The sequence below is a fragment of the Massilia sp. TS11 genome, assembly GCF_022012445.1.
GTDB lineage: Bacteria > Pseudomonadota > Gammaproteobacteria > Burkholderiales > Burkholderiaceae_D > Telluria.
In genome coordinates this window covers 1-25,161 of the sequence record NZ_JAKLTS010000019.1, presented here as the reverse complement: position 1 = coordinate 25,161, position 25,161 = coordinate 1, and the positions used below count along the sequence as shown (strand labels likewise).

Here is a 25,161-nt window from a genome sequence, read left to right as displayed (position 1 = left end):
ATACAGAATTTCCACCAGGAATAATTATGAAAAAATCCCTTCTTGCGCTTGCTCTCGTGAGCCTGTACGCCCAGGCCGACGAAGGCATGTGGATGCCGCAACAATTGCCGGAAGTGGCCAAGCAGCTCAAAGCTGCCGGCCTCAAGCTCGATCCCAAGTCGCTCAGCCAGCTGACCGAGTTCCCGATGGGCGCCATCGTCAGCCTCGGCGGCTGCTCGGCCTCCTTCGTCTCGCCCCAGGGCCTGGTGATCACCAATCACCACTGCGTGTATGACTCGGTGGCGACGAATGCCGTGCGCCTGAAGAAGGACCTGATCAATGAAGGCTTCCTGGCCAAGAGCCTGGCCGAGGAACTGCCGGCCTCGCCCGGTTCGCGCGTGTTCGTGACCGAGGCCGTGACGAATGTGACGGACAAGGTCGTGACGGCCGAGGTCAAGAAGCTGCAGGGCAAGGCCCGCATCGACGCGATGGAGAAGAACATCAAGGCCCTGCAGAGCGCCTGCGAGCAGGAGAAGGGCTACCGCTGCAATGTGCCGAGCTTCTACGGCGGCCTCGAGTTCTACCTGATCAAGCAGATGGAAATCCGCGACGTGCGCCTGGTGCACGCACCGCCGGCCGGCGTCGGCAAGTTCGGCGGCGAGACCGACAACTGGATGTGGCCGCGCCACACGGGCGACTACGGTTTCTACCGCGCCTATGTGAGCAAGGACGGCAAATCGGCCGACTACAGCAAAGACAATGTGCCCTACAAGCCCAAGCACTACCTGAAGCTGGCCAAGGACCCCGTGCGCGAAGGCGACTTCGTGATGGTGGCCGGCTACCCGGGCCGCACCAACCGCCACCGCCTGCCGTCCGAAGTCGAGTACACCTTCACCAAAGGCTACCCGCACTTCGTCCAGAGCTCAGGCGAGACGATCGCCACGATCGAGGCCGTGACCAAGAACCGTCCGGAGGCCGCCGCCAAATACCAGGCGCGCAAGGTTGCCATCCTCAACTACTACAAGAACCGCAAGGGCATGCTGAACTCGTATGCCGAGAGCGACTTCCTGCAGCGTAAGACGGCCGAACACAATGCGATGAAGGCCTGGATCAACAGCGACGCCAAGCGCAAGGCCGAGTACGCCGCCGACATCGAGGCCATCGAAGCCCTGATCGCCCAGCGCGACGCCAAGGACGAGACCGAATCGGATTTCGGCGCCTCGCAGCCGCGTCTGCTCGGCATGGCCCGCAGCCTCTACCGTCTGGCGAATGAGCGCCAGAAGCCCGACGCCGAGCGCAAGGCCGGCTTCCAGGACCGTGATCTGCCGCGCTTCCAGGCCGGCGTGCAGTCGGTGGAAACCAGCTACGACGAGGAAGTCGACAAGGCCCTCGTGATGAACAGCCTCAAGCGTTACGCCGCGCTGCCGGCCGCCAAGCGCGTGGCCAGCTTCGACGCCGCGCTCGGCATCAAGGATGGCATGAGCGCCGCCGAACTCAAGGCCGTGCTGGACGGCGCCTATGCCGGCAGCCAGCTGGGCAGCAAGGAAGCGCGCCTGGCCTGGATCGGCAAGACCCCGGCCGACTTCAAGGCCAGCAACGACGCCTTCATCAAGGCCGCCGTGGCCATGTATGAAGACGGCCTCAAGCGCGAAGCCGAGAGCGAGGAGCTGAGCGGCAAGATCCAGGCCGCCTATGCCAACTACATGAAGGCCAAGCTGGCCTACATGAAGAGCCTGGGCAAGCCGGTCTACCCGGACGCCAACAGCACGCTGCGCGTGACCTTCGGCAAAGTGGCCGGGCGCGACAAGGGCGCCGACGGCACCACCGGCTGGACCGCCTTCACCACCGTGCAGGGCATCACCGCCAAGCACACGGGCGAAGGCGAGTTCAATGCGCCGGAAGCCGAGCTGGCCGCGATCCGCAAGAAGGAGTACGGCATCTACGCCGACGCCAAGCTGAAGAGTGTGCCCGTGAACTTCCTGGCCACGCTCGACATCACCGGCGGCAACTCCGGTTCGGCCGCGCTGAATGCCAAGGGCGAGCTGATCGGTCTGGCCTTTGACGGCACGCTCGACTCGATCATCTCCGACTGGGACTTCAACAAGGCGATGACGCGCGACATCCAGGTCGACCTGCGCTACATCCTGTGGAACATGAAGCACGTCGACAAAGCCGACAATCTGCTGAAAGAAATGAACGCGCTGTAATCCCAGCGCCAGCAGCAAGCAGGGCGGCTCCGGCCGCCCTTTTTTTACGGGGTCAGGTCCGGCAATCGGACATCTGAGAACTTTCAGCCGATATCATTGTCGTCACTCGCTGACGACCATGCGTCGGTCGAAAAGTTCTTCGATGTCCGATTGCCGGACCTGACCCCGCTCCGGGAGCATGCAATGTTGAGTGCAACGTTTCAGCGGTTTTTTGCATCCGAGAAGGCCAGCGGGCTGGTGCTCATCGCCTGTACCCTGGTCTCGCTCGGGCTGGCCAATTCGGCCCTGGGGCCGGCCTATCTGGGCCTGTGGCATCTGCCCCTGGGCGGCATGGCGCTCGAGCACTGGATTAATGATGGCCTCATGGCCGTGTTCTTCCTGTTCGTCGGCCTCGAGCTCGAACGCGAACTGTATGTGGGCGAACTGTCGCAGTGGAAGAAGGCGCTGCTGCCGATCTTCGCGGCGATCGGCGGTATCGTGCTGCCGGCCGGCATCCACTTTGCCCTGAACCGCGGCCTGCCGAGCCAGGCCGGCGCCGGTATTCCGATGGCCACCGACATCGCCTTCGCGCTGGGCGCCCTGGCCCTGCTGGGCGCGCGCGTGCCGCCCGCGCTCAAAATTTTTCTGACGGCCCTGGCCGTCATGGACGACCTCGGCGCTATCGTCGTCATTGCCGTGTTCTATTCGAGCGGCGTGCAGGCCCTGTGGCTGGGCGCGGCCCTGGCCGTGTTCGGCGCGCTGCTCGCGCTCAACCGCTGGGGCCGGGTGATGGCCCTGGCGCCCTATCTGCTCGGCGGCGCCCTCATGTGGTACTGCATGCTGCGCTCGGGCGTCCACGCGACCATCGCCGGCGTGCTGCTGGCCTTTGCGATTCCGTTCTCGGCGCGCGCCGAAGATGCGGCCTCGCCCTCGCACCGGCTCGAGCACGCGCTGCACCGGCCGGTGGCCTTTCTGATCCTGCCACTGTTTGCGCTGGCCAATACCGGCATCCTGATCACACCCGGCTGGGAAGCCGAACTGCTGGCGCCGAATGGTCTGGGGATTCTGGCCGGCCTGATGCTGGGCAAGCCGCTGGGGATTACGCTGATGTGTCTGCTAGTGGTGCGCCTCGGCCTGTGCGCGCTGCCGGCCGGCGTGGGCTGGGCCCAGCTGGCCGGGGCCGGCATCCTCGGCGGCATCGGCTTCACGATGTCGATCTTCATCACCAACCTGGCCTTCGGCGACAGCCCGGCCGTGGTGAATGCCGCCAAGATGGCGATCCTGCTGGCCTCGCTCGGCGCGGGCCTGCTCGGCCTGCTGTGGCTGCGCCTCGCGCCGCGCGCGTCTTAGGCTTTGTTCAGCTTCGAGTGTTTGTGGCCGTACAGCAGGTAGGTGGCGATCGCGGCCGTCATCCAGACCACGAACACGCGGAAGGTGACGCCCGGCAGGTCCTTCATGATGTACAGGCAGGCGATCACCGACAGACTCGGGATCACATAGGGGCCGAAGGGCACGCGGAAGCCGCCGCGCGCGTCGCCGTCCTTGCGCCGCATGACGGGCACAGCGATCGAGACGATGATGAAGGCCGTTAGCGTGCCCATCGACACCATGTCCCACAGGAAGGTCGCGTCGACCGTACCGGCGACGACGGCCACCAGGGCCGCCACGATCATCGTGTTCTCGACCGGGGCCAGGCTGGTCGGATTGACCTTGTGGAACAGCGGCGGGATCAGGCCATCGCGCGAGACGGCGAACAGGATGCGGGTCTGGCCGTACAGGGTCACCAGGGTCACGCTGAACACCGACAGCACGGCGCCGGCCGACAGCACCAGGGCGGGCCAGGTCTGGCCGGTGACGTCCTGCAGGATCACGGCCAGGCCGGCTTCCTGCCCGGCGAACTTGGCGGCCGGCTGGGCGCCGATCGCGGCCACCGCCACCAGCATGTAGAACACCGTCACGATCAGCAGGGCCAGCAGGATACCGGCCGGCACCGTGCGCTTGGGATCGCGCACTTCCTCACCGGCCGTGGCCACCGTATCGAGCCCGATAAAGGAGAAGAACACCGTTCCGGCCGCAGCCGTTACCCCGGCCATGCCGGCCATGCCCTTGCTGTTGTCGGTATTAAAGAAGGGGAAGAAGTTCTTGCTGTCAAAGCCGCTCAGGGCAATGACGACGAAGAAGATCAGGATCGCCAGCTTGATCAGCACCATGATGGCATTGGTCGTGGCCGACTCCTTGGTGCCGCGCACCAGCAGGAAGCAGCACAGGCCGACCAGCAGCATCGGCGGCAGATTGATGCGGTCGAAGTGGAACACCATCGTGTTATCGACCGAGGCGATCATCGGCGAGCGCAGCGCCGCCGGAATATGCCAGCCGAAGGCGTTCTGGACAAAATTATTCAGATAGTCGGACCAGCCGATCGCCACCGCACTGACGGCCAGCCCGTATTCGAGCAGCAGACAGGCGGCCACGACGAAGGCACCGAACTCGCCCACGCTCGCATACGCATACGAGTAAGAGGAACCCGAGGCCGGAATCTTGAACGACAGCTCGGCATAGCAGAGCGCCGTCAGCCCGGCCGTCAGGGCCGCGATCAGGAAGGACAGGATCACCGAGGGCCCGGCCTTGGGCACCGCTTCCACCATCGTGAAGAAGATGCCGGTGCCGATCGTGGCGCCGACGCCGATCATGGTCAGGGGGAACAGCCCAAGCGTCCGGCCCAGGCCGCCGCTACTCAGATGCCCTTCCTCGGCAACGGGGACGACGGGCTTGGTACGAAAGAGTTTCTGGGCAAGTGGCGAAGTCACGGTGTCTCTCGAATCTTGTTAGGCTGCCAAAAGCTGCGATTATAGGCGCATAGCAAGCGTGCGCCGCAAAATTAAATATAGTTTTAAGATTCTGGTTTCTGCACCGGTGCTAGGATGCCGTCACTACATCCGAGGCACATCATGCACCTGACCCGTTTTTCCGACATCGGCCTGCGCGTCCTGCTCTATCTCGCCAAAGCGGGCGATGAGCGCCGTCCCGTTACCGTGGCCGAAATCGCCAACCAATTCACCATTCCCCAGAACCATCTGGTCAAGGTGGTGGCGCATTTGGCGCATACGGGCTGGGTGTATTCGCAACGGGGCCGCAACGGCGGACTGCGTCTGCAGGCCGATCCGCAGCAGCTGCGTCTGGGCACCGTGCTGAAGAATCTGGAAGGCGAAAACGAGCTGATCGATTGCGACAAGATGGCCTGCACCCTGCTCAGCGACTGCCGCCTGCGCGCCGCCATGCGGGTCGGCATGAAAGCCTTCTACGACACCATGGACAAATACAGTCTGGACGACATGGCCCGTGGCCACACGGGTGAAAAGCTCGTCCAGATGCACCGGATGTTCCTGAGCCCCGTTCACTGACGGCCCGGGACTGACCGCCCCTTCGCGGGCGAAGTTTCATCTTAAATATGCATTTTAAATACCTTATTAAGGGAGAACCCATGATTTCTGCAGCAGCCCGTCCGTATATCGACGCCAGCGTGCCCGTCCTGCGCGAGCACGGCCTCAGCATCACCCGCACCTTCTACAAGAATATGTTCGCGGCCCACCCCGAACTGACGCGCATCTTCAATATGGGCAACCAGGCCAATGGCAGCCAGCAGCAGTCGCTCGCGATGGCCGTGTTCGCCTACGCCGCCAATATCGGCAATCCGGGCGCCCTCGGCCCCGTGGTCGAGCGCATCGTGCACAAGCACGTGTCGGTCGGGATCGAAGCCAAGCACTATCCGATCGTCGGCGAGCACCTGCTCGGCGCCATCCGCGAAGTGCTGGGCGAGGCCGCCACGCCCGAGCTGATCGCCGCCTGGGCCGAGGCCTATGGGGCGCTGGCCAAGCTGCTGATCGATACCGAGGCGGCCCTGTACGGCAGCGCCCAGGTCGCCCCGGGCCAGACCCGCCCGTTCCGCGTCAGCGCCGTGCGCAAGGAAGCGGCCGATGTGATCTCGCTGCGTCTGGTGCCGGCCGACGGCCAGCCCGTGCCCGCCTTCAAGCCCGGCCAGTATGTGAGCGTGGCGGTCGACTTCGCCGACGGCAGCCGCCAGCTGCGCCAGTACAGCCTGTCGGACGCGCCCGACCAGGACAGCCTGCGCATCAGCGTCAAGCGCGAGCATGGCGGCGCCCAGCCGGACGGCCAGGTGTCGAACTGGATCCACGATAACGTGGCCGAAGGCAGCGTGCTCGAGCTCGTGCACCCGTTCGGCGACTTCACGCCCGACAGCGAATCGGCCGAACCGATCGTGCTGCTCTCGGCCGGCGTCGGCATCACCCCGATGATCAGCGTGCTCAACCGCATCGCCGCCGTCCAGCCGCAGCGCCATGTGATCTTCGCCCATGCCGCGCGCGACGCCGCCCACCACGCCCACCAGGCCGACGTCGCCGCCGCCCAGGCGCGCATGCCGAATCTGCGGGTCGTCAACTTCTACGAGGACAGCAATGGCCGCATGGACGTGGCCGCCCTGCCGCACTGGCCGCGCAGCGAAACCCCGGTCTATCTGTGCGGCCCGGTCGGCTTCATGCGCGCGCAGTGGCAGGCCCTGCAGGCCGCCGGCGTGCCGGCCAGCCTGCTGCGGCGCGAAGTCTTCGGCCCCGAGCTGCTCGACCACCTGCTGTAAAACAAAAACGCCCGGCATGACCGGGCGTTTTTTTTCGGGGGCCGTGGGCGCTTACAGCACATTCACATGGCGGCCCGAGACCGTGCGCTGCGGCGGATTGCCATACACGGTCACGCGGCCCGAGCCATGGCTGTTCGCGATCACGTTCTCGCGCACGGTCGCGTAGATGTCGCCCGAACCGTGGGTCGACAGATCGCCCTGCAGGGCCGTCAGCGCGGTCAGGTTGGCGCCGCCCGAGCCGTAGGTGACGGCATTGACCGACTGCACCGTACCGCCCTGGACCGAGGCATTGCCCGAGCCATTGATCGACAGATTGAGGGCGTCGCCGCGCACGCTGCCCAGCTCCAGCCGGGCCGAGCCGTTGAGCGAAGCGCGCGTGGTGCCGCTGCTCAGCGCGGTCGCATTCACGCTGCCCGAGCCATTGACGCGCACCTCGAAGCGCTGCACCTGACCGGTCAGCTGCGTGCTGCCGGAACCGTTCTTCTCGAGCGAGAAGGGAGTATTGTTCAGGTCGCGCACGACCACCTTGCCCGAGCCATTCAGGGCGAGGCGCTGCAGCTGCGGCAGGGCCAGTTGCACGGCCAGTTCGCGGCTGCTGCTGATATTGCCGTCGACCCAGATACGCAGGGTCTCGCCGCGCATCTCGGTGCGGATCATCGGCAGCAGATTGCTGTCGGCGCTGAGGGCCAGGGCCGGGCTCTGGCCGACCTGCAGGTCGACGCGCATCGGGCCGCTGATCTCGACCGACTGGATGGCGCCGATGGCGCGCTGTTCCGTCTGCACATTGCCATTGCCCGCTTCGCCGCTCCAGGCGGTATGCACGCGGAAGTCGCCGCTGTCGGGCGTGACGATGATGGCGCAGCCGCCGAGGGCCAGGGCGCAGGCGAGTACGGTCAGGGAGGTACGCATGGCAAAACACCTTATTCGAGTTGGTATGCTGCGCATGCTAAGCGAGGGCGCGCGCGCCGGCCACGCGGCTGCGACGATCTGCACGAAACAAGGGATGAACGGCGCAAAACCCGCCCCCAGCCCCATTTCCCCCCAAACAAATCGGGGTCAGACCCCATTTATCCAAGAAGCAAACCGGCAGGCGGCCGCGCCCGCAGCCGACGCCCCAAGCCTGCCTCAAAGAAAAATGGGGTCTGACCCCGATTTATCTGGCGGGAAAAATGGGGTCTGACCCCGATTTGTTTGCGGGGAAACGGGGGCTCAGGGCAGGGACTGCATGGCGGTGGCGGCGGCGGCGTGGCCGCCCAGGGCGGCCTGGGCGTACCAGCGCGCGGCGCCGTCGAGGTCGGGCGGCTGGCCGAGCGGGCCGCGCGCCAGCATCTGGGCCAGCGCGTACATGGCGTCCAGGTGGCCGCGCTCGGCCGCGCGCCGGTAGGCCATCATCGCGCCCAGCTCGTCGACGGCCCCGCCCTCTCCGTTTTCGTACAGGCGGCCCATCTGGTACAGGGCGGTCGGCTCTTCGCGCATGGCGGCCTGCTCGAACATGGCCAGCGCGGCCACGGCATCGGGCAGGCAGCCGCGCCCGGCCAGCAGCAGCTGCCCGGCCAGGGTGGCCGCCAGCGCATGGCCTTTGGCGGCGGCCGCGCGCAGGGCGATCAGGGCGGCCGCTTCGTCCTGCGGCGCGCCGGTGCCGTCCAGCAGACAGCGCGCATAGTCGTATTCGGATTGGGCGTGCCCGGCCAGGGCCCCGCGGCGGAAGCAGTCGAGCGCCTTTTCGGCGTTCTGGCGCACGCCGCCATCGCCGGTCAGGGCCATCATCCCGAGTTGGTGCAGGGCCGGACCGAAGCCGGCGCGTGCGGCCTTCACGAACCAGTCGAGCGCCGTGGCCAGGTCCTTCGGCACGCCGTCGCCATTGAACAGGGTGCGTCCGATCTGGAAGGCGGCTTCGTGGTTGCCCAGGGCGGCGCTGCGCTCGAACCAGGCCAGGGCCTGTTCGGCGTCGGGCTGCGGCAGCTCCTTCAGGTGGATCAGGCCAAGCTGCAGGGCGCTGTCGGCATGGCCGCCGCGGCTGGCCGCGCGGTACCAGTGGATGGCCTGGGCGAGATCGCGCGCCACGCCCAGCCAGCCCAGATGGTAGGCATGGGCGAGCTGGTACTGGGCCTGTACATCGCCCTGTTCGGCTGCGGCGGTCAGCGTGTCGATTTCGGTCATGGCCCGGAGCGGGGGTGGCGTGCGCCGATTATGGGCCAGTTTGCGCGCCTAGCGCAATTCTTTGCGGATCACCAGCTTGAGGCCGGACCACACCTCGTCTACCGCGCACACTTTGATGTCGACATAGCCGAGCGGCAGGCACAGCGCGCGGATCGCGTCCTCGCTGACATCGGTCGGGACCTTGGCGGCCTTCTTCGGCCACGACACCCACAGCGCGCCGTTCGGCTTGAGCACGGGGCGCCAGGCCTGCAGCCAGTGCGCGAGTTCGGCCTGGCTGGTGCTGAAGATGTGGGCGACGTCGATCGCCGCCGACATCTGCGGATCGAGCAGCAGGCCTTCGGGAATGGGGCTGAGCAGCTCCTGCAGCTGCGGCGGCGCGCCATGCACCCAGTAGCGCAGCCCGGCCTTCAGACCGAGCTTCTTCGCCAGCGGGGTGCCCGAATAGCCGCTCACGGCGCGCGCACCACCATCAGGCCGGCGCGCAGGCCGACCCGTACATCGGGATTGGGGAAGACCACGTACTCTTGCTCGTGCTCGACGCGGTAGACGGTGTCGCCGTCGGTGGCGATGACGGTGCCGCGCGGCGCCGGCGTGAAGTTCTGGGTCTGCCTGTCGAAGGCCTGCATCTGAAAGCCGTCCGACAGTTTGATGATCGACTGCGCGGTCAGGAACAGCTGCGGACGCGCGCCGCCGGCCGGGGCGGGACCGCCCGTCAGCAGGCGTTGCAGGGCGGCGCTGGTGGCGGCGAACTGGCTCAGGTCATTCTGCCCGAGCGTGCCGACCCGGCCCAGTTCCACCGTGGTGCCGGCCGCCGCATGGTGCTCGGCGCTGTAGTAGCTGTAGGTGCCGGCCGATTTCGGATTCATGATCACGGCTTCGATGCCGGCCTCGCCCAGCCAGTCGATCAGGCGCGCGCGGGCGCCGTCCTCGATCAGTTCGGGCACGATGGCAAACATCGGATAGCGCGAGGGCCGGATCGCCGTGTGCAGATCGAGGTGCAGGCGCTGCGGCCCGGCGTCGGCGAAGAAGGCGCGCGTGGCGGCGATCATCACGTCGGCGCGCGCCGCTTCGGCGGCCGTGGCCAGATCGCCGCGCTCGGCGCGGAACATGCGGTTCAAGTCGGCGTCGATGAAGCGCTTGCCGGCGGCGATGGCTTCGATGTTCCCGACGCAGACCATCAGGTTGACGGCCAGCGCCTGCGGCGCCAGACCATCGAGCAGCCAGGCCAGCATCTCGATCGGGCCGGTCTCGTCGCCATGCACGCCGACCGAGACCAGCACGCTCGCGCGCGCGCCGGACTGCTTCAGACTGAGGATGCCGCGCGCCGGCTCGTCACAGACGAAACCGGCCGCGCGGTAGCGCGCCACCAGAGCCGAGAAGTCGGCCCTGGCGAGGGCGGCGACGGCCGCTGGCAGCGCTGGCGCCATCAGGCCGCCACCGCGGTGCTGGTGGCTTCCGACAGGGCCCAGACGTCGAGCATGGCCTGGGCCAGGTCGTGCGCCGGGTCGTAGCCGGTCAGGCCCATGGTGTTGGTCACCAGTTCCACGGCTTCCATCACGTCGGCGCCATCGGCCTTGGCCAGCACCTGCGACAGCAGGCGTTGCTGGGTGCGGCGCAGGGCCTGCTGGGCGTAGTTGCGCAGCTGGGCCTGGGCCTTGCTGTGCGGGTGCAGCTTGAGGCCGCGCTCGAGGGTGTCGATGCCGACCTGGGCGCGCAGGGCCATGCCGACCTTGAGGAAGTCGGCCAGGCTCATGCCGGCCGGGCGCACCACCGAGACGGCGGCGAACAGGAAGGTGGCCACGGCTTCAATCGCCTCGACCGACTTCCAGGCCTGGGCGAAGCCTGCATCCAGACCGGCTTCGCCATCGGCTTCCGACTCGCCCTGCAGCAGCGAGGCCAGCATGGCCGGATCGGCGAACAGGCGCGCCAGTTCGGCCATCGCGGCCTGGCCGCGCGCATCGTGCGGCACGCCGAGCGCGCCTTCGATGGCGGCCTTGAACAGCACGCGGGTGCGGGCATCGACCTTCTGCGAGACGGCGCGCGGAATGCGCAGGGCGTGGGCGTCGAGCGTATCGAACAGCGGCGCCAGATTCAGCGCCGCCCAGGCCTGGGCCCAGGCCTTGACCACGTCGTTCTCGTCGGCGTTGTGTTCGAGCGCCAGTTCGCGCACCATCAGCGGGCCGCAGCGGTTGACCACTTCATTGGCCAGCACGGTGGCCAGGATGGCGTTCGCCAGCGGGTGCTGCAGCGGGTCGCGCTTGGCCACCAGCTGGGCCGGGAAGTAAGGCGTGAGGATCTGCTTGGCCCAGGGTGCGTCCAGCAGGTTGATGGCCGACAGGGTCTTCTTGAAGCGGTTCTTTACGTTCGCCACCACCACCGCCAGTTCCGGCGTGGTCAGGCCGATGCCGTGCTGCTTGCGGCGCTTGAGTTCTGCGTCGGTCGGCAGGAATTCGAGTTCGCGGTTGACCGCGCCTTCGGCTTCCAGCGCCGTGATCAGGGCGGCATACGCATCGACCACCGAGGGATCGGCCTGGGCTTCGAGCTCGCGCACCAGCAGGTGGGTCTGCAGGGTGTTATCGCGCAGGACCAGGTCTTCGATATCCTGGGTCATATCCAGCAGCAGCTGGTTGCGGTCGGCCTCGGACAGCTGGCCGGCATTGACTTCGGTGTCGAGCCAGATCTTGGCGTTGACTTCGTGGTCGGAGCAGTCCACGCCGGCCGAATTGTCGATCGCATCGGTGAAGATGCGGCCGCCGGCCAGCGCGAATTCGATACGGCCGGCCTGGGTCGCGCCCAGGTTGCCGCCTTCGGCCACGATCTTGCAGCGCAGCTCATTGCCGCTGACGCGGATATTGTCGTTGGCGCGGTCCTTGACCTGGGCATGCGTCTCGCTCGAGGCCTTGATGTAGGTGCCGATGCCACCGTTGTAGAACAGGTCGACCGGCGCCTTCAGGATGCGGTGCATCAGTTCTTCCGGCGTCAGGCTGCTCTCTTCGATATCGAGCACGGCGCGGATTTCGGGCGACAGTTCGATCGCGCGGGCCGAGCGCGGATACACGCCGCCGCCCTGCGAGATCAGGCTCTTGTCATAGTCTTCCCACGAGGAGCGCGGCAGCGCGAACATGCGCTGGCGTTCGGCGAAGGAGACGGCGACATCCGGATTCGGGTCGAGGAAGATGTGGCGGTGGTCGAACGCGGCCACCAGCTTGATCTGGTTCGACAGCAGCATGCCGTTGCCGAACACGTCACCCGACATGTCGCCCACGCCGACCACGCTGAACGGGGTGGTGTTCATATCGTGTTCGAGCTCGTAGAAGTGGCGTTTGACGGCTTCGAACGCGCCCTTGGCGGTGATGCCCATCTTCTTGTGGTCATAGCCGTTCGAGCCGCCCGAGGCGAACGCGTCGCCGAGCCAGAAGCCGCGGCCGACCGCGATGCTGTTGGCGATGTCGGAGAAGGTTGCCGTGCCTTTGTCGGCGGCCACCACCAGATACGGGTCGTCCTGGTCGTAGCGCACGGTGTCGGCCGGCGGCACCACGGCGCCGCGCGAGCGGTTGTCGGTCACTTCCAGCAGGCTGGCGATGAACAGGCGGTAGACGGCTTCGCCTTCGGCCGCGATCACTTCACGGGTGGCGTCCTTGGGCATCATCTTGCAGACGAAGCCGCCCTTGGCGCCGGCCGGGACGATCACGGCGTTCTTCACCATCTGGGCCTTGACCAGGCCAAGCACTTCGGTGCGGTAGTCCTCCATGCGGTCCGACCAGCGCAGGCCGCCGCGCGCGACCGGGCCGCCGCGCAGGTGCACGCCTTCGAAGCGGCGCGAGAACACGTAGATCTCGCGATAGGGGCGCGGTTCCGGCACCAGGTGCAGGTTGGAGGTATTGAACTTGAAGATGATCTTGTCGCCCTGCCCCACTTGCTGGAAGTAGTTGGTGCGCAGGGTGGCCAGGGCCAGATCGCTCATGGCGGCCAGGATTTCCTCGGTGTCGGCGTGGTTGACGGCGGCCAGACGGGTCTTGATCGAGGCGATGACGGCGCTGCCGGCTTCGCGCTCGGCTTCGTTGTTGGCCGGGTTGAAGCGGGCCTTGAAGCCGTCCACGAAATCCTTCACCAGGCCAGGCTGGCGGCGCAGGCAGTCGGCCATGTAGCGCACCGAGAACTTGCTGCCGGTCTGACGCCAGTAGGCGATGTAGGCGCGCACCAGCTGCACTTCGCGGGTCGACAGGCCGCCTTCGATCACCAGGCCGTTCAGACGGCCGTCTTCGGCTTCGTCGTTGAACAGCTGTTCGAACAGGTCTTCGGCCACGCCGACATCATGCAGCTTGCCCAGTTTGAAGGCCGAATTGGCGTCCACCACCAGGGTGGTGACGAAGGCCTTGCGGCCGTCGGCGCGGGTGATCGTGTAGGACTGCTCGCGGTCGATCGCGATGCCGGCATTGTGCAGGGCCGGCAGGATGCGCGAGAGCGAGGTCACCTGGTCGACCGAGTACAGGCGGATGGTCGGCTGCTCGCCGGCCAGCTCCACGCGCACGGCGATGCGGGCGCTGTCGGCGCGGGCGACGATCGTGGTCAGGTCGCGGAAGGCGACGTCGGGCGCGGTGGCGCCCAGGTAGTTGGCCGGCAGGCTGGTGGCCAGCTTGCGCAGGGCCGAGCGGGCGCTCAGATCGGCCACGCCTTCGGCCAGCAGGGCGAAGGCGTCATGCCAGCCATCGAGCACGTTCAGCAGCGGCTGCTGGATGTCGGTTTCGAGGTCGAGCGGATAGCGCGCGGCGTGGGCGATCAGGTAGACGCGCGCCAGCGGGCCATCGGCCACCAGGGTCTGCACCTTGACGTCGGCGGCGCCCGAGGAATCCTTCAGGGCGGCGGCCAGGGCCTGGGCCACGGCGGCCGAATAGCGCTCGCGCGGCAGGTAGACCAGCACGTTCAGGTGGCGCTGGTAGACGTCGCGGCGGGCGAACACCTTGGCGCGCGGCTGCTTGTACAGCGACACCACCGAGGAGCACACCTGGGCCAGCCATTCCGGCTCGCCTTCCATCGCTTCGGTACGCGGCAGCGATTCGAGGATCTCGACGAACTTCTCGGCGCGGAAGCCTTCCTGGCGCACGCCGGCGATGGCCAGCACCTTGGCCACGCGGCCACGCGCGAACGGCAGGCGGTTCAGCGGGGTATTGCGGGCAGCGCGGGTGAACAGGCCGACGAAGCAGTGTTCGCCGATCACCTCGCCCTTGTCATTGGTGTCGCGCACGCCGATGAAGTCGAGCTGCTCGTCGCGGTGCAGGGTGCCTTCGACGTCGGCCTTCACGATCGACAGGGCGTCGGCGCGGGCCTTCAGATTTTCCAGGTCGCCCGGGATGTTGGCGATGCAGGCGCCGTACACCGGATGGGCGGTATCCTGCAGCACGCCGACGCGGCTGGGCAGATCGCGTTCGAGTTCGCGCTGGCCGGCCTTGACCACGTAGTAGGCATAGCCGAAGGGCTCGAAGCCTTCGTTCTTGGCCCACTCGAGGAAGGCGGCGGTTTCCTGGCCTTCGGCGCCCTTGCCGGCATTTGCGGCGGCGATCTGGGTCAGGCGGTCGGCCATGGCGACGGCGTCGCGGCGCACCACGGCGGCGTCCTTCGCCACCATCTCCAGCTTGGCCACCAGGGCATTCAGTTCTTCGGCCGGCAGGGTGTCCTGCAGCAGCACCAGCACCAGCGATTCGGCCGGGGCGCCAGCTTCACCGACGCTGGTCAGCACGCCCTGCGCGTCGCGGCGCACGCCCAGCACGGCGTTCATCACGCCGGCGGCGGCCACGCGCTGCTTACGCATCGCCATCACGATCGAATCGACCAGATAGGGCATGTCGTCGTTGATGATCAACAGAGCGCTGGCCTGGCCGCCGCGGCCGTCCGCGTAGGTGCTGCGCACGATCTGGCAGCCCTTGGCGGCACGGGTGCCGGCCTGGGTGAAGGCGTCGGCCAGGACGGGAGCGAAAGCGGCGGGCGCGATGCCGGCCAGGTCTTCGTCGTCCAGCGCGCCGATCCAGGCGGCGATCAGTTTGGCCACCGGGGCCGGGATGGTGCCCGCGTTGGCGTTGACCAGATCAAGCGTCTGCGTGCGCAGTTCTTGAGGCGTCTGTTTCATAACTTCTCCATGCTTTTGGTGATGTGTTTTTTGTGCCGGTCGCCCACTTGTGGAGGGCTTCAGGCTTGCTTCCCAGGCGGGGTCTCCGCCCTGAAATGCCCGCTATTAGACCAGTTCTTCTGCGGCGAATCAAACCGGGTGCGCCGCGTCTTCCTCTACGTCTTCAATCCTGATACAGCATCGGCAGCTCGAGCAGGCGCGCCAGGTCTTCCAGCGCGCTCTGACATTCAATGGCCAGCTGCGGGTCGGCCAGGTCCTGCGGGGCGAGCGTGTCGCGGTAATGCTTCTCGACCCAGGCCACCAGGCGCGGGTACAGGGCCTCGGTCATCAGCACGCCCTGGTGCATCGCCGCGGCCTGCTCATTGCTGAGCACCACGCGCAGGCGCAGGCAGGCCGGCCCGCCGCCGTTGCGCATCGACTGGCGCAGGTCGAAAGTCAGCAGCTCGTCGATCGGGCCGCCCGACTTGATCAGCTGGTCGAGGTAGCGCGCCACGCTGGCCGTTTCGCTGCACTCCTGCGGCACCACCAGCGCGTACTTGCCGTCGTCCTTCATCAGCAGCTGGCTGTTGAACAGATAGCTGGCGACGGCGTCGGCCACCGGCACATCGGCCGTGTCCACGCGCACCGGGATCAAGGCGCTGCCGACGCTGTCCATCGCGCGCCGCAGATCGTCCAGGGTGGCGGCTTCGTCGCGGAAGGCCTGCTCGTGATAGAACAGCACCTGGCCGCTGCCGACGGCGATCACGTCATTGTGAAACACGCCCTGGTCGATCACGCCCGGGTTCTGCTGGGCGTACACGGTGCGCGCCGGGTTCAGGCCATGCAGACGGGCGATGGCCTGCGAGGCTTCGAGCGTCTGGCGCGCCGGGTAGCGGCTCGGGGCCGCGGCGTTCGGGTCGAACTCCACCCGGCCGTAGACGAAGAATTCGACCCCGGCGTCCTCGTGGCGCGCGCACAGGCGCGTGTGGTTGGCCGCGCCCTCGTCGCCGAAGGCCGGGCAGCCGGGCAGCGCCTCGTGGTGGGCAAAATAGCGCTCGTCGCCGAAGATCTGCCTGAGCGTGCGGGTCGACTGCGGATGCTCAAAGGCGCGGTGCAGCTTGTTATTCAGGTTGGCGGCCGTGAAGTGCAGGCGGCCGTCGTCGGTGTCGGCGCCGGGGCTGACGGTGGCCGCATTCGCGGTCCACATCGGCGAGGCCGAATAGGCACAGGCCAGCACCACCGGCGCTTCCTTCCAGGCTTTGCTGATCACGGCGGCGTCGCTGCCGGTGAAGCCCAGGCTGCGCAGCAGGCGGAAGTTGGGGCGCATCTGCGGCGGCAGCAGGCCCTGGCCGAAGCCGCGCTGGGCCAGGGCGCGCATCTTGGCCAGACCCTGCAGGGCGGCCTGCTTCGGGTTCGAGGCGCTCTTCACATTGCTGAACGAGGCCACATTACCGAAGGACAGACCGGCGTAATTGTGGTTCGGGCCCACCAGGCCGTCGAAATTGAATTCGCGCGCGAGCGGCATCAGGCTCTCCTTACAGGCTCAGACCAGGCGACAGCTTGGCCGGCAGTTCGAGTTTCGGGTTTTCGATTGAGGCCACCGGATAGGCGCAGTAGTCGGCCGCGTAGTAGGCGCTCGGACGGTGGTTGCCGGACTGGCCGACGCCGCCGAACGGGGCCGAGGAGGCGGCGCCATTGGTCGGGCGGTTCCAGTTCACCACGCCGGCGTGCACGCGCACGCTGAAGCGCTTCCACAGGGCCTCGTCGTCGGACAGCAGGGCGGCCGACAGGCCGAAAGCGGTGTCATTGGCCTTGGCGATGGCGGCGTCGAAGTCCTTCACGCGGATCACCTGCAGCAGCGGGCCAAACCACTCCTCGTCGGGCACGCCGACGGCGTCGGTGGTATCAACGATGCCGGCCGTGACAAAGCCGGTGTTCGGGTCCAGCTGGCGCATCTGCAGCAGCACCTTGCCGCCCTTGGCCGCCAGCGCGGCCTGGGCCTGCACCAGACGGGCCGCCACGGCGCTCGAGACCACCGGACCCATGAAAGGCTGCGGCTCGGCGTCGGAGGGGCCGACCACCAGGCGCGCGGCCACCTCGGTGACGCGGGCGATGAAGGCCTGGCCGAAGGCATTGTCCGGCACGATCAGGCGGCGCGCGCAGGTGCAGCGCTGGCCGGCCGACAGGAAGGCCGACATCACGGCGTGGTGCACGGCGGCGTCGAGGTTCTGCACGTCCCACACGACCAGCGGATTATTCCCGCCCATCTCCAGCGCCAGCATCTTGCCCGGCTGGCCGCCGAAGGCCTTGTGCAGGGCCACGCCGGTCTGGCAGGAGCCGGTGAACAGCAGGCCGTCGATGGCCGCATTGGCCAGGGCCACGCCGCTGTCGCGCGCGCCATTGACCAGGTTCAGCACGCCCTTGGGCAGGCCGGCCTGCTCCCACAGGGCGACGGTTTTGACGGCGGTGCGCGGCGCGTACTCGCTCGGCTTGAAGACGATGGTGTTCCCGGCGATCAGGGCGGGCACGATATGCCCGTTCGGCAGGTGGCCGGGGAAGTTATACGGGCCGAACACGGCGAACACGCCGTGCGGGCGGTGGCGCAGCACGGCCGTGCCGTCGGCCACGCTGGCCGCCGTTTCGCCGGTGCGCGCGTGGTAGGCCTGGATCGAGATGTCGACCTTGTTGGCCATGGTCGTCACTTCGGTGCGCGCTTCCCACAGCGGCTTGCCGACTTCTTCGGCGATGGTGCGGGCCAGGTCCTCGGCCTGCGCTTTCAGCAGATCGCGAAAGCGGGTGGCGATGGCGATGCGCTCCTCGAGTGGGCGCAGGGCCCAGTCTTCGAAGGCGGCGCGGGCCGCGGCCACGGCGGCGTTCACATCCTCTACGCTGGCGGCATTGCTGGTCCAGGTCTGGCGGCCGGTGGACGGATCGACGGTGACCAGTTCGGCACCATGCCCGGCCAGCCAGACGCCGTCGATGAAGTTGGAGAGATTAGCCATGATTCGGTTTCCGGATATTGAGAGACAGGGTGCGCACGCTGGCGCCGGCGCCGACCTGCAGCAGGTCCTGCTCGGCGGCGCTGAGGGCGATGCGGCCGCCCACCGGATTGCTGCGCGCGACGATCATGCGGAAGTTCTGCATATCGGTGTTCGACACCAGCAGCGGCTCGCTGTCGGCCGAAGCGGCCGCCGCGTCGACCGTGCACAGGGTCGATTCGCGCAGGGCGCGCAGTTCGGACACGCGCGCCTGCAGCACCGGGCCGGCGTCGAAAATATCGACATAGCCTTCGTAGTGCATGCCCTCGGCTTCCAGCATGCGGCGCGCCGGCACGGTGTTGTCGTGCACCTTGCCGATCACGGCGCGCGCCTCCTCGGGCAGGTAATCGACGTACAGCGGCTGGCGCGGCATCAGTTCGGCGATGAAGCTCTTCTTGCCCTTGGCGGTGAGCGCGTCGACGGCATTGAAGTCCATCTTGAAGAAGTGCCGGCCCAGGCCCTCGTAGAAGGGCGAGCGCTCGCCCACGATATAGCCGCGCATCTCGGCGATGATCTTGGTGGTGAACAGCTGCGGATACTGGGCGATGAACAGGAAGCGGCACTTGGACAGCCACTTGCCGTTATAGCCCTCGCGGTAGTCGGGATGCAGGAACAGCGAGCACAGTTCGGTGGCGCCGGTCAGGTCGTTCGACAGGTACAGGGTCTCCATGCGCGAGAACACGCCCAGCTCGCGGCTCGAATGCACAAGGGTGCCGATCCGGTAGTTGTAGAAGGGCTCGTCCAGGCCGACGGCGGCCTTGATCGCGCACACCCCGGCCAGGCGCTGGTTCTCCAGGTCCTCCATGACGAACATGTAGTCGCGCTTGTCCGGCGCGATGCTGCCGGCGAACGAGGCCACCGCCACCTCGATGCGGTCGCCCAGCATCTTGCGGTCCGGCTTGAGGGTGGTCATGCCGCTGCCGACCTGGCTGGCCATGACGATCATGGCATCGAGATCGGAAGCGCGGATTGCACGTACAACTAGCATAGGTGTCTCTCTCAGATTCGCACGCACAGGACCGGCTCGCCCAGGCCGATACGCAAGGCTTCGAACACCTGGGGCGGCAGGGGAATCGTGTCCTGGGCTTCGATGGCCGGCACGTGCACGGTCACCACGCGGAAGTCCTGCTGGCGCGCGCTGGCCACCGCATACGGCACCAGGGCGCCGGCGCCCTCGCCGTGCACGGCCTTCTTCACGCTGGCGCTGCTGAAGGTGCGCAGGCCATGCTTGTGGGCCTGCAGAATCGGGCCGCCGTCGAAGATGTCGATGTATTCGTCGGCCTGGAAGCCTTCCGCCGTCAGCAGGCGGAACGGCAGCTCGCAGCCCGGATGGATCTGGCCCATCACGGCCTGGGCGTCCTCGGGCAGCAGCGGCACATACACCGGGTAGTGCGGCATCAGCTCGACGATCAGGGTGCGGTTGCGCGCGCCGCCGATGATGCGCTCGACTTCGAGGAAGTCCTTCTTGAAGAACTTGCGGCCGAGCGCCTCCCAGAACGGCGAGCGGCCGTCGCTGTCGGTCACGCCGGCCAGCGGCACGAAGAAGTGGTCGGCGAAGCGGTGCGGCGCCAGCGCGGCGAACATCAGGCGCGCGCGCGACAGCAGGGCCGCCTCCAGGCCGGCATTGGCGCGGTGGGCGATGTAAAAGCCCGACAGCTGCGAGTAGGACGTCAGCTCCGAGCACAGGGTCAGCGCGTGCACGTTGTGGCAGATGTTCAGGTCGCGCGAGACCTGCTGGATCACATCGTTACGGAAGGCGAAATAGGTGCCGTTCGAACCGGCCGAGGCGTGGATCGTGGCCGTGCCCAGCACCTGGCCATCGGCCAGCGACTGCAGCACGAACTGGTAGCGCTCTTCGCTCGGGATGTCGACGGCGGCGGCAAACGAAGCCAGCGAGGTCTCGATCGCTTCCTGGATCCGGTCGCGCGTGCGCGGCAGCGTGTGCACGCCGGGCATGCTGCTGCTGGCCATCGCTTCGAGCGCGTCGATATCCGAAACTTGAACCGGACGGACTACAAACATAGTGGCTCCAGGCGGGCCCGGCGCACTGGCCGGGCCATGGGAAGGGATTACTTGGCTTGGGCGGCGACCAGCTTGGCGGTGGCCGTGCGCAGCATCGCCATGGCGGCGTCGATCTGGGCGTCGCTGACGATCAGGGCCGGGGCCAGACGCAGCACATCGGGACCGGCGATCAGCACCATCAGGCCTTCGGCTTCGGCGGCCTTCTGCAGGTCCTTGGCCTTGCCCTTGAAGTCGCCGGCCATCGGCAGGCCGATCAACAGGCCTTCGCCGCGCACCTGGCCGAACACCTGCGGGTACTCGCCGGCCAGCGCCGCCAGCTGGGTGAACAGCTTGGCCGAGGCTTCGCGCACGCGCGCCAGGAAGGCCGGCTGATTGATCGTCTCGACCACTTTCAGGGCCACCGTGGTGGCCAGCGGATTGCCGCCGTAGGTGGTGCCGTGCGAGCCCACGCCCAGGTGCTTGGCGATCTCGTTGGTGGTCAGCATGGCGCCGATCGGGAAGCCATTGCCGAGCGCCTTGGCCGAGGTCAGGATGTCCGGGGTCACGCCCTTGCCCTGGTAGCAGTAGAAGTGGCCGGTGCGGCCCACGCCCGACTGCACTTCGTCGAAAATCAGCAGAGCGCCGGTCTGGTTGCACAGCTCGCGCAGGGCCTGCAGATAGGCCACGTCGCCCGGCACCACGCCGCCTTCGCCCTGGATCGGCTCGACGATCACGGCGCAGACGTCATCCTTGATGGCGGCCTTGGCAGCGGCGATGTCGTTGTAGGGGATGTGGTCGAGCGAGGGCGGCAGCGGCTCGAAGCCTTCGGTGTACTTCGGCTGGCCGCCGACCGAGACGGTGAACAGGGTGCGGCCGTGGAAGGACGACAGGCAGGACACGATGCGCGACTTGTGCGGGCCGAACTTCTCGTGCGCGTATTTGCGCGCCAGCTTCAGGGCCGCCTCATTGGCTTCGGCGCCGCTGTTGCAGAAGAAGGCGCGGTCGGCGAAGGTCGCTTCCACCAGGGCCGAGGCCAGACGCAGCACCGGCTCATTGGTGTAGCCATTGCCCAGGTGCCAGAGCGTGTTCATCTGCTTGGTGGCGGCGTCGACCACGCCCGGATGGCAGTGGCCGAGGCTGCTGACGGCGATGCCCGAGGTGAAATCGAGGTAGTGCTTGCCAGACTGGTCCCACAGATCGAGACCCTGGGCACGCACGGGAACCATGGCCGCCGGCGCATAAGTGGGGACGATGACTTCGTCAAAAGTCTGGCGGGTGACCGGGCGGGTGGTCAGGTCGTGCATAGCAGTCATGGCAATTCCTTACAAACGGTGGACAGTCTGGCGATTATAGGAAGCGCCCCCGGCAGATTCTTTTGAAAACGCGACAGGCATTTTCAGAATTGGGGCTTGTCCGAATGCCAATGCCGCCGTTCAGGCGCGCGCGTCCATCTTGCGCTGGCGCTCTTCGCGCGGGGTATTGCCGAACAATTGACCAAAGGCGGTCGAGAAATGCGAGCCCGAGGAGAAGCCGCACATCAGGCCCACCTGGACGATCGAGTAGTTGGTATCGAGCAGCAGCTGGCGCGCGCGCTTGAGGCGCAGCTCGAGGTAGTAGCGCGAGGGCAGGCTGCCCAGATACTGCTTGAACAGGCGTTCCAGCTGGCGCCGCGAGATGCCGACCAGCTGGGCGATATCGTCGGCCGAGAGCGGTTCCTCGATATTCGCCTCCATCAAGGTCACGGCCTCGGACAGCTTGGGCTGCAGCGCGCCGAAGCGCGCCTGCAGGGCCACGCGCTGGCGCTCCTCGGGCCCGCGCACCTTGTCGATGCACAGGGCCTCCTTGACCTGGGCCTGCAGATCGGGGCCGAACACGGCATCGATCAGCACCAGCGCGAAGTCAAGGCTGGCCGCCCCGCCGCAGCAGGACAGGCGCGCGCCGTCGGCCTCGTACAGATGCTGGCTGAGAATGGCGCGCTCGGCCTGGCCGCCGACCTCGTCGGCCAGCTGCCAGGGCAGGGCCGCGCGCACGCCGTCGAGCACGCCCGCATCGGCCAGCCACAGCACGGCCGCGCCGACCCCGCCCCAGAACGGCGCCGCACGCAGGCCCTCGATGGTCTGGCGCAGCTGGGGCGGACGGCGCGCGGCCTGGTCCTCCTCGGCCACCAGCATCACCAGATGCCAGTGGCGGCGCGCCTCGGCCGCGAATTTGTCGGGCGTGCGCACGTCCACCATCAGGCGCTGCGGGCCGGCGAACTTGGCGGCCAGGCGCAGCGGCTGCAGCAGGCCCGCCCAGGACAAGGCATCCGGCTCGCCTGCATTGATCAGCAGCAGGCGCAGCGGGCTCTCATGGGCAAGACTGGCAAGATGGGAAAACGGCATCGAGGGGGCGCAGCCTTCACTCGGGCGCCAGGGCGGCGGCCGGCCGGCTGTCGGCGTTCCATTGGCTGACTATCATACCGGAGATCAACAGCGCCGCGCCGAGCCAGGCGCGCGCCGTCATCGTCTCGCCCAGCCAGAAGTAGGCGAAGAAGGCGGCGCTGGCCGGTTCGAACGCATAGATGACGGCCGCCTCATTGGCCGAGGCGTGGCGCTGTCCCCAGCTCTGCAGCGAGATGATCGCGGCCGTGCAGACCAGGCCCAGATAGGCCACATACGGCCAGGACTGCTGCAGGCCGGCGCCGAGCGCGCGCCAGTAGCCGGCCGCGTCGGCCGCGCCCGGGACCTCGCGCACGGCCAGCCACAGGCCGGCGCACAGGGCGACCGAGAGGATCTGGGCCGCCGTCAGGCTCATCAGGCGTTCGACGCGGCGCGTGCCGACTTCCATGCACTTGATGTAGAGCCCGAAGCTGAGCGCGCCGCACAGGGCCAGGGTGTCGCCCCGGCTCCAGGCGCCGTCGTCGTAGCAGAGCGCGAACAGGCCGCCCAGGGCCAGGGCCAGCGCCAGCACGATGCGCTTTTCCGGCAGGCGCCCGGCCAGCACACCGAGCAGGGGCACCACCAGCACATTCAGGCCGGTGATGAAGGCATTGCGGTTGGAACTCGTCAGAGCCAGGCCCTCGACCTGGAACACATAGCAGAAGAACAACAGCACCCCGATCCCAAGCCCGAGGCCGAGGTCGCGCAGGCGCGCCCCCCATAAAAACGGGCTGAGCACGGCGGCCGCCAGCAGAAAGCGGCTGAAGATGATCCACAGCGGCGAGAAATGGCTGGTCAGGTCTTTCATCGCCGGAAAAGTTGTTCCCCACACAAGGGTGACGACGATCAGGGCAAAAATGCCGCGCAGATGCTGGCTCATACGGAGGGCGCCGGAAAATGTCACAAGGGCATAATGGTAACCGGCCCCGGCCAAGCCAGCTATAATCGGCCCATGGGAGAGCGCTATCTGAAGAGCATCCGCCTGCTGGCGGAATGCATGCAAGGCTTTGAACGGCACACGGCGGAGGCCATCCGCGGGTGTGATCTGACGCCGCCCCAGTTCGACATCATCGCCACGCTCGGCAATACGTCCGGCATGAGCTATAAGCAGCTCGGCGAAAAAACCCTGATCACCAAGGGCACGCTGACGGGCGTGATCGAAAGGCTGGAACAGAAAGGCCTGGTCGAGCGCGAACGCAGCAGCACCGACAAGCGCTCGTTCTTCGTGCGCCTGACGCCCAAGGGCGAGGCGATGTTTGCCGAGGCCTTCCCGAAAGTGGTCAATTACGGCAAGCTGCTGTTTGCCAGTTACAGCGACGCGGAGTTTGGCGCCCTCGATGCCCAGCTCCAGCAATTAAAAGAACGGATCGCGGCCGGCCGCACGGCTGCCGATCCCCTATCGGATGAGGCCCCTGAATGCTGAAAACCTGTCTGCTTGCCGGTAAGGCCCCCGCCAAATTCGACAAGAAAATCACCGCCAACCTGCTGCTCGAAACGGTCGGCGAAGACGAAGTGCGCAAGGAAAAAATGATCATCGGCCTGCGCAATGCCGACGGCGAGATCTACCGCCTGATCGGCGCCACCAAGGCCAATAGCTTCACCAATGCGGTCGAGGAATTGATCGACCTGGACCTGAGCGACGAGCTGGACGGCGAGGACGGCACGCGCGAAGGCTGCGACGCGATCTTCAGCGCCGGCTAGGGCGCCAACCAGGCAAGGAGGCTTTCTTGAACAGGATCGACGCCTTCAAACATATCGCGCACCAGGCGGCGCGCGGCGAGCTGCATTTTCCGACCCATGTCCAGGCCACGCTGAAGCTGCGCGAGGCCCTGGCAGATCCCGGCTGCCATGTGGACGAGGCGGCGCGCCTGGTGCAGGCCGAGCCGCTGTTGGCGGCGCGCACGGTGGCGATCGCCAATTCGGCCGCCTACAGCCGCGGCGGCCCGGACGTCACGCATGTGAAGGCCGCCGTCAGCCGGCTCGGCTTTTCCACCCTGAATGCCCTGGTCGCGGCCACCATCGTGCGCCAGCTCGAGGGCGAGATCACCCACCCGCTGGTGCGCCAGCATGCCGAGCAGCTGTGGCAGCACTCGGCCCACGTGGCGGCGCTGGCCGCGATCATCGCGCGGCGCGTGTCGAAGGTCGACGCCAACACCGCCCTGTTCGCCGGCATCGTGCACGAAGTCGGCGGCTTCTATCTGCTGTCCAAGGCCGAGGCCATGCCCGAGATTCTCGATGGCGACCCGGAAGACTGGACCACGCATGGCGAGATGACGATCGGGCGCGCCGTGCTGAACGAACTGAACGTGCCCGGCCCCGTCATGCAGGCGATCAATGCCCTGTGGGTCGGCATGCGCGCGCTGCCGCCCGAGACTCTGGGCGACACCCTGATGCTGGCCAATGACCTGGCGCCCGTGCATTCCCCCCTGCACCACCGCCCCGGCGCCACCACGCTGCAGGAAGCGACCACGATCGACTTTGCCGTCGGCGACGGCACCCTGGCCCAAATTCTGGCCGAGTCGCAAGACGAAGTGGCCGCGCTGGCCGCTGCCCTGCTGATCTGAGCCCGCCCCCCTTGCCCGCCAAACAAATCGGGGTCAGACCCCATTTATCTGGCGGGAAAAAA

General features: G+C 67.1%; 20 protein-coding genes. 7 read left to right on the top strand and 13 right to left on the bottom strand.

From position 1 onward, the window contains the following. Positions 1 to 26 precede the first annotated feature (26 nt). Positions 27 to 2,186: a S46 family peptidase gene (locus LZ005_RS20315; RefSeq protein WP_237810335.1), complete on the top strand. Its 2,160-nt coding sequence runs from the start codon at positions 27 to 29 to the stop codon at positions 2,184 to 2,186. Positions 2,187 to 2,369: 183 nt separating this feature from the next. After that, positions 2,370 to 3,515 (top strand): Na+/H+ antiporter NhaA, encoded by a 1,146-nt coding sequence (nhaA, locus tag LZ005_RS20310; RefSeq protein WP_237810334.1) that lies wholly within the window; start codon positions 2,370 to 2,372, stop codon positions 3,513 to 3,515. Here nhaA and LZ005_RS20305 read toward each other — a convergent pair. Continuing rightward, the gene (locus tag LZ005_RS20305; RefSeq protein WP_237810333.1) at positions 3,512 to 4,972 is read right to left on the bottom strand and encodes an amino acid permease; all 1,461 of its coding nucleotides are present in this window, start codon (positions 4,970 to 4,972) and stop codon (positions 3,512 to 3,514) included. The genes nhaA and LZ005_RS20305 overlap by 4 nt on opposite strands. 141 nt (positions 4,973 to 5,113) lie before the next feature. Between LZ005_RS20305 and LZ005_RS20300 the strand changes: the two genes are divergently transcribed. Then, positions 5,114 to 5,566 carry an Rrf2 family transcriptional regulator gene (locus LZ005_RS20300; RefSeq protein ID WP_237810332.1) on the top strand — a complete coding sequence of 151 codons (453 nt, stop codon included), beginning with the start codon at positions 5,114 to 5,116 and terminating at the stop codon, positions 5,564 to 5,566. A gap of 80 nt (positions 5,567 to 5,646) precedes the next feature. Continuing rightward, the gene (hmpA, locus tag LZ005_RS20295) at positions 5,647 to 6,816 is read left to right on the top strand and encodes an NO-inducible flavohemoprotein (protein WP_237810331.1); all 1,170 of its coding nucleotides are present in this window, start codon (positions 5,647 to 5,649) and stop codon (positions 6,814 to 6,816) included. Between the two features lie 51 nt (positions 6,817 to 6,867). On the opposite strand, the gene LZ005_RS20290 is transcribed toward hmpA, so the two are convergent. The 12 genes from LZ005_RS20290 to LZ005_RS20235 form a co-directional block, all read right to left on the bottom strand. Then, a complete protein-coding gene (locus LZ005_RS20290) occupies positions 6,868 to 7,725 on the bottom strand; it encodes a GIN domain-containing protein (RefSeq protein WP_237810330.1) in 858 nt (285 codons plus the stop codon). A 300-nt stretch (positions 7,726 to 8,025) separates the two neighbouring features. Next, the gene (locus LZ005_RS20285; RefSeq protein WP_237810329.1) at positions 8,026 to 8,976 is read right to left on the bottom strand and encodes an SEL1-like repeat protein; all 951 of its coding nucleotides are present in this window, start codon (positions 8,974 to 8,976) and stop codon (positions 8,026 to 8,028) included. A gap of 48 nt (positions 8,977 to 9,024) precedes the next feature. Further along, positions 9,025 to 9,429, bottom strand: coding sequence for a DUF3052 domain-containing protein (locus tag LZ005_RS20280; RefSeq protein WP_237810328.1), 405 nt, complete (start codon positions 9,427 to 9,429; stop codon positions 9,025 to 9,027). Beyond that, positions 9,426 to 10,403, bottom strand: a complete 978-nt coding sequence (locus tag LZ005_RS20275) for a succinylglutamate desuccinylase (RefSeq protein WP_237810327.1) — start codon at positions 10,401 to 10,403, stop codon at positions 9,426 to 9,428. The genes LZ005_RS20280 and LZ005_RS20275 overlap by 4 nt, the downstream gene beginning before the upstream one ends. Then, positions 10,403 to 15,100, bottom strand: a complete 4,698-nt coding sequence (locus tag LZ005_RS20270) for an NAD-glutamate dehydrogenase domain-containing protein (protein ID WP_237810326.1) — start codon at positions 15,098 to 15,100, stop codon at positions 10,403 to 10,405. The genes LZ005_RS20275 and LZ005_RS20270 overlap by 1 nt, the downstream gene beginning before the upstream one ends. A gap of 163 nt (positions 15,101 to 15,263) precedes the next feature. Continuing rightward, a complete protein-coding gene (gene astB, locus LZ005_RS20265) occupies positions 15,264 to 16,604 on the bottom strand; it encodes an N-succinylarginine dihydrolase (protein ID WP_237810325.1) in 1,341 nt (446 codons plus the stop codon). A 10-nt stretch (positions 16,605 to 16,614) separates the two neighbouring features. Continuing rightward, on the bottom strand, positions 16,615 to 18,081 hold the full coding sequence (astD, locus tag LZ005_RS20260; RefSeq protein WP_237810324.1) for a succinylglutamate-semialdehyde dehydrogenase: 1,467 nt from the start codon (positions 18,079 to 18,081) through the stop codon (positions 16,615 to 16,617). Next, positions 18,074 to 19,105, bottom strand: coding sequence for an arginine N-succinyltransferase (gene astA, locus LZ005_RS20255; protein WP_237810323.1), 1,032 nt, complete (start codon positions 19,103 to 19,105; stop codon positions 18,074 to 18,076). Before astA ends, astD begins: the two co-directional genes overlap by 8 nt. An 11-nt stretch (positions 19,106 to 19,116) precedes the next feature. Then, positions 19,117 to 20,139, bottom strand: a complete 1,023-nt coding sequence (locus LZ005_RS20250; RefSeq protein ID WP_237810322.1) for an arginine N-succinyltransferase — start codon at positions 20,137 to 20,139, stop codon at positions 19,117 to 19,119. Between the two features lie 47 nt (positions 20,140 to 20,186). Next, a complete protein-coding gene (astC, locus tag LZ005_RS20245) occupies positions 20,187 to 21,422 on the bottom strand; it encodes an acetylornithine/succinylornithine family transaminase (RefSeq protein WP_237810374.1) in 1,236 nt (411 codons plus the stop codon). A 129-nt stretch (positions 21,423 to 21,551) separates the two neighbouring features. Further along, positions 21,552 to 22,499, bottom strand: a complete 948-nt coding sequence (locus tag LZ005_RS20240; protein ID WP_237810321.1) for a GlxA family transcriptional regulator — start codon at positions 22,497 to 22,499, stop codon at positions 21,552 to 21,554. Positions 22,500 to 22,515: 16 nt separating this feature from the next. Continuing rightward, entirely contained in the window at positions 22,516 to 23,415 is a 900-nt protein-coding gene (locus LZ005_RS20235; RefSeq protein ID WP_237810320.1) for a DMT family transporter, read from the bottom strand. 72 nt (positions 23,416 to 23,487) lie between these two features. Here LZ005_RS20235 and LZ005_RS20230 point away from each other — a divergent pair, with 72 nt between their 5' ends. From LZ005_RS20230 to LZ005_RS20220, 3 genes are read left to right on the top strand one after another with little or no spacing between them, the layout of a single operon-like run. Continuing rightward, on the top strand, positions 23,488 to 23,958 hold the full coding sequence (locus LZ005_RS20230) for a MarR family winged helix-turn-helix transcriptional regulator (protein ID WP_237810319.1): 471 nt from the start codon (positions 23,488 to 23,490) through the stop codon (positions 23,956 to 23,958). After that, complete coding sequence (locus tag LZ005_RS20225) at positions 23,952 to 24,236, top strand: hypothetical protein (RefSeq protein WP_307727825.1); 285 nt, start codon at positions 23,952 to 23,954, stop codon at positions 24,234 to 24,236. Before LZ005_RS20230 ends, LZ005_RS20225 begins: the two co-directional genes overlap by 7 nt. A 26-nt stretch (positions 24,237 to 24,262) precedes the next feature. Further along, on the top strand, positions 24,263 to 25,099 hold the full coding sequence (locus tag LZ005_RS20220; protein WP_237810318.1) for an HDOD domain-containing protein: 837 nt from the start codon (positions 24,263 to 24,265) through the stop codon (positions 25,097 to 25,099). Positions 25,100 to 25,161 lie beyond the last annotated feature (62 nt).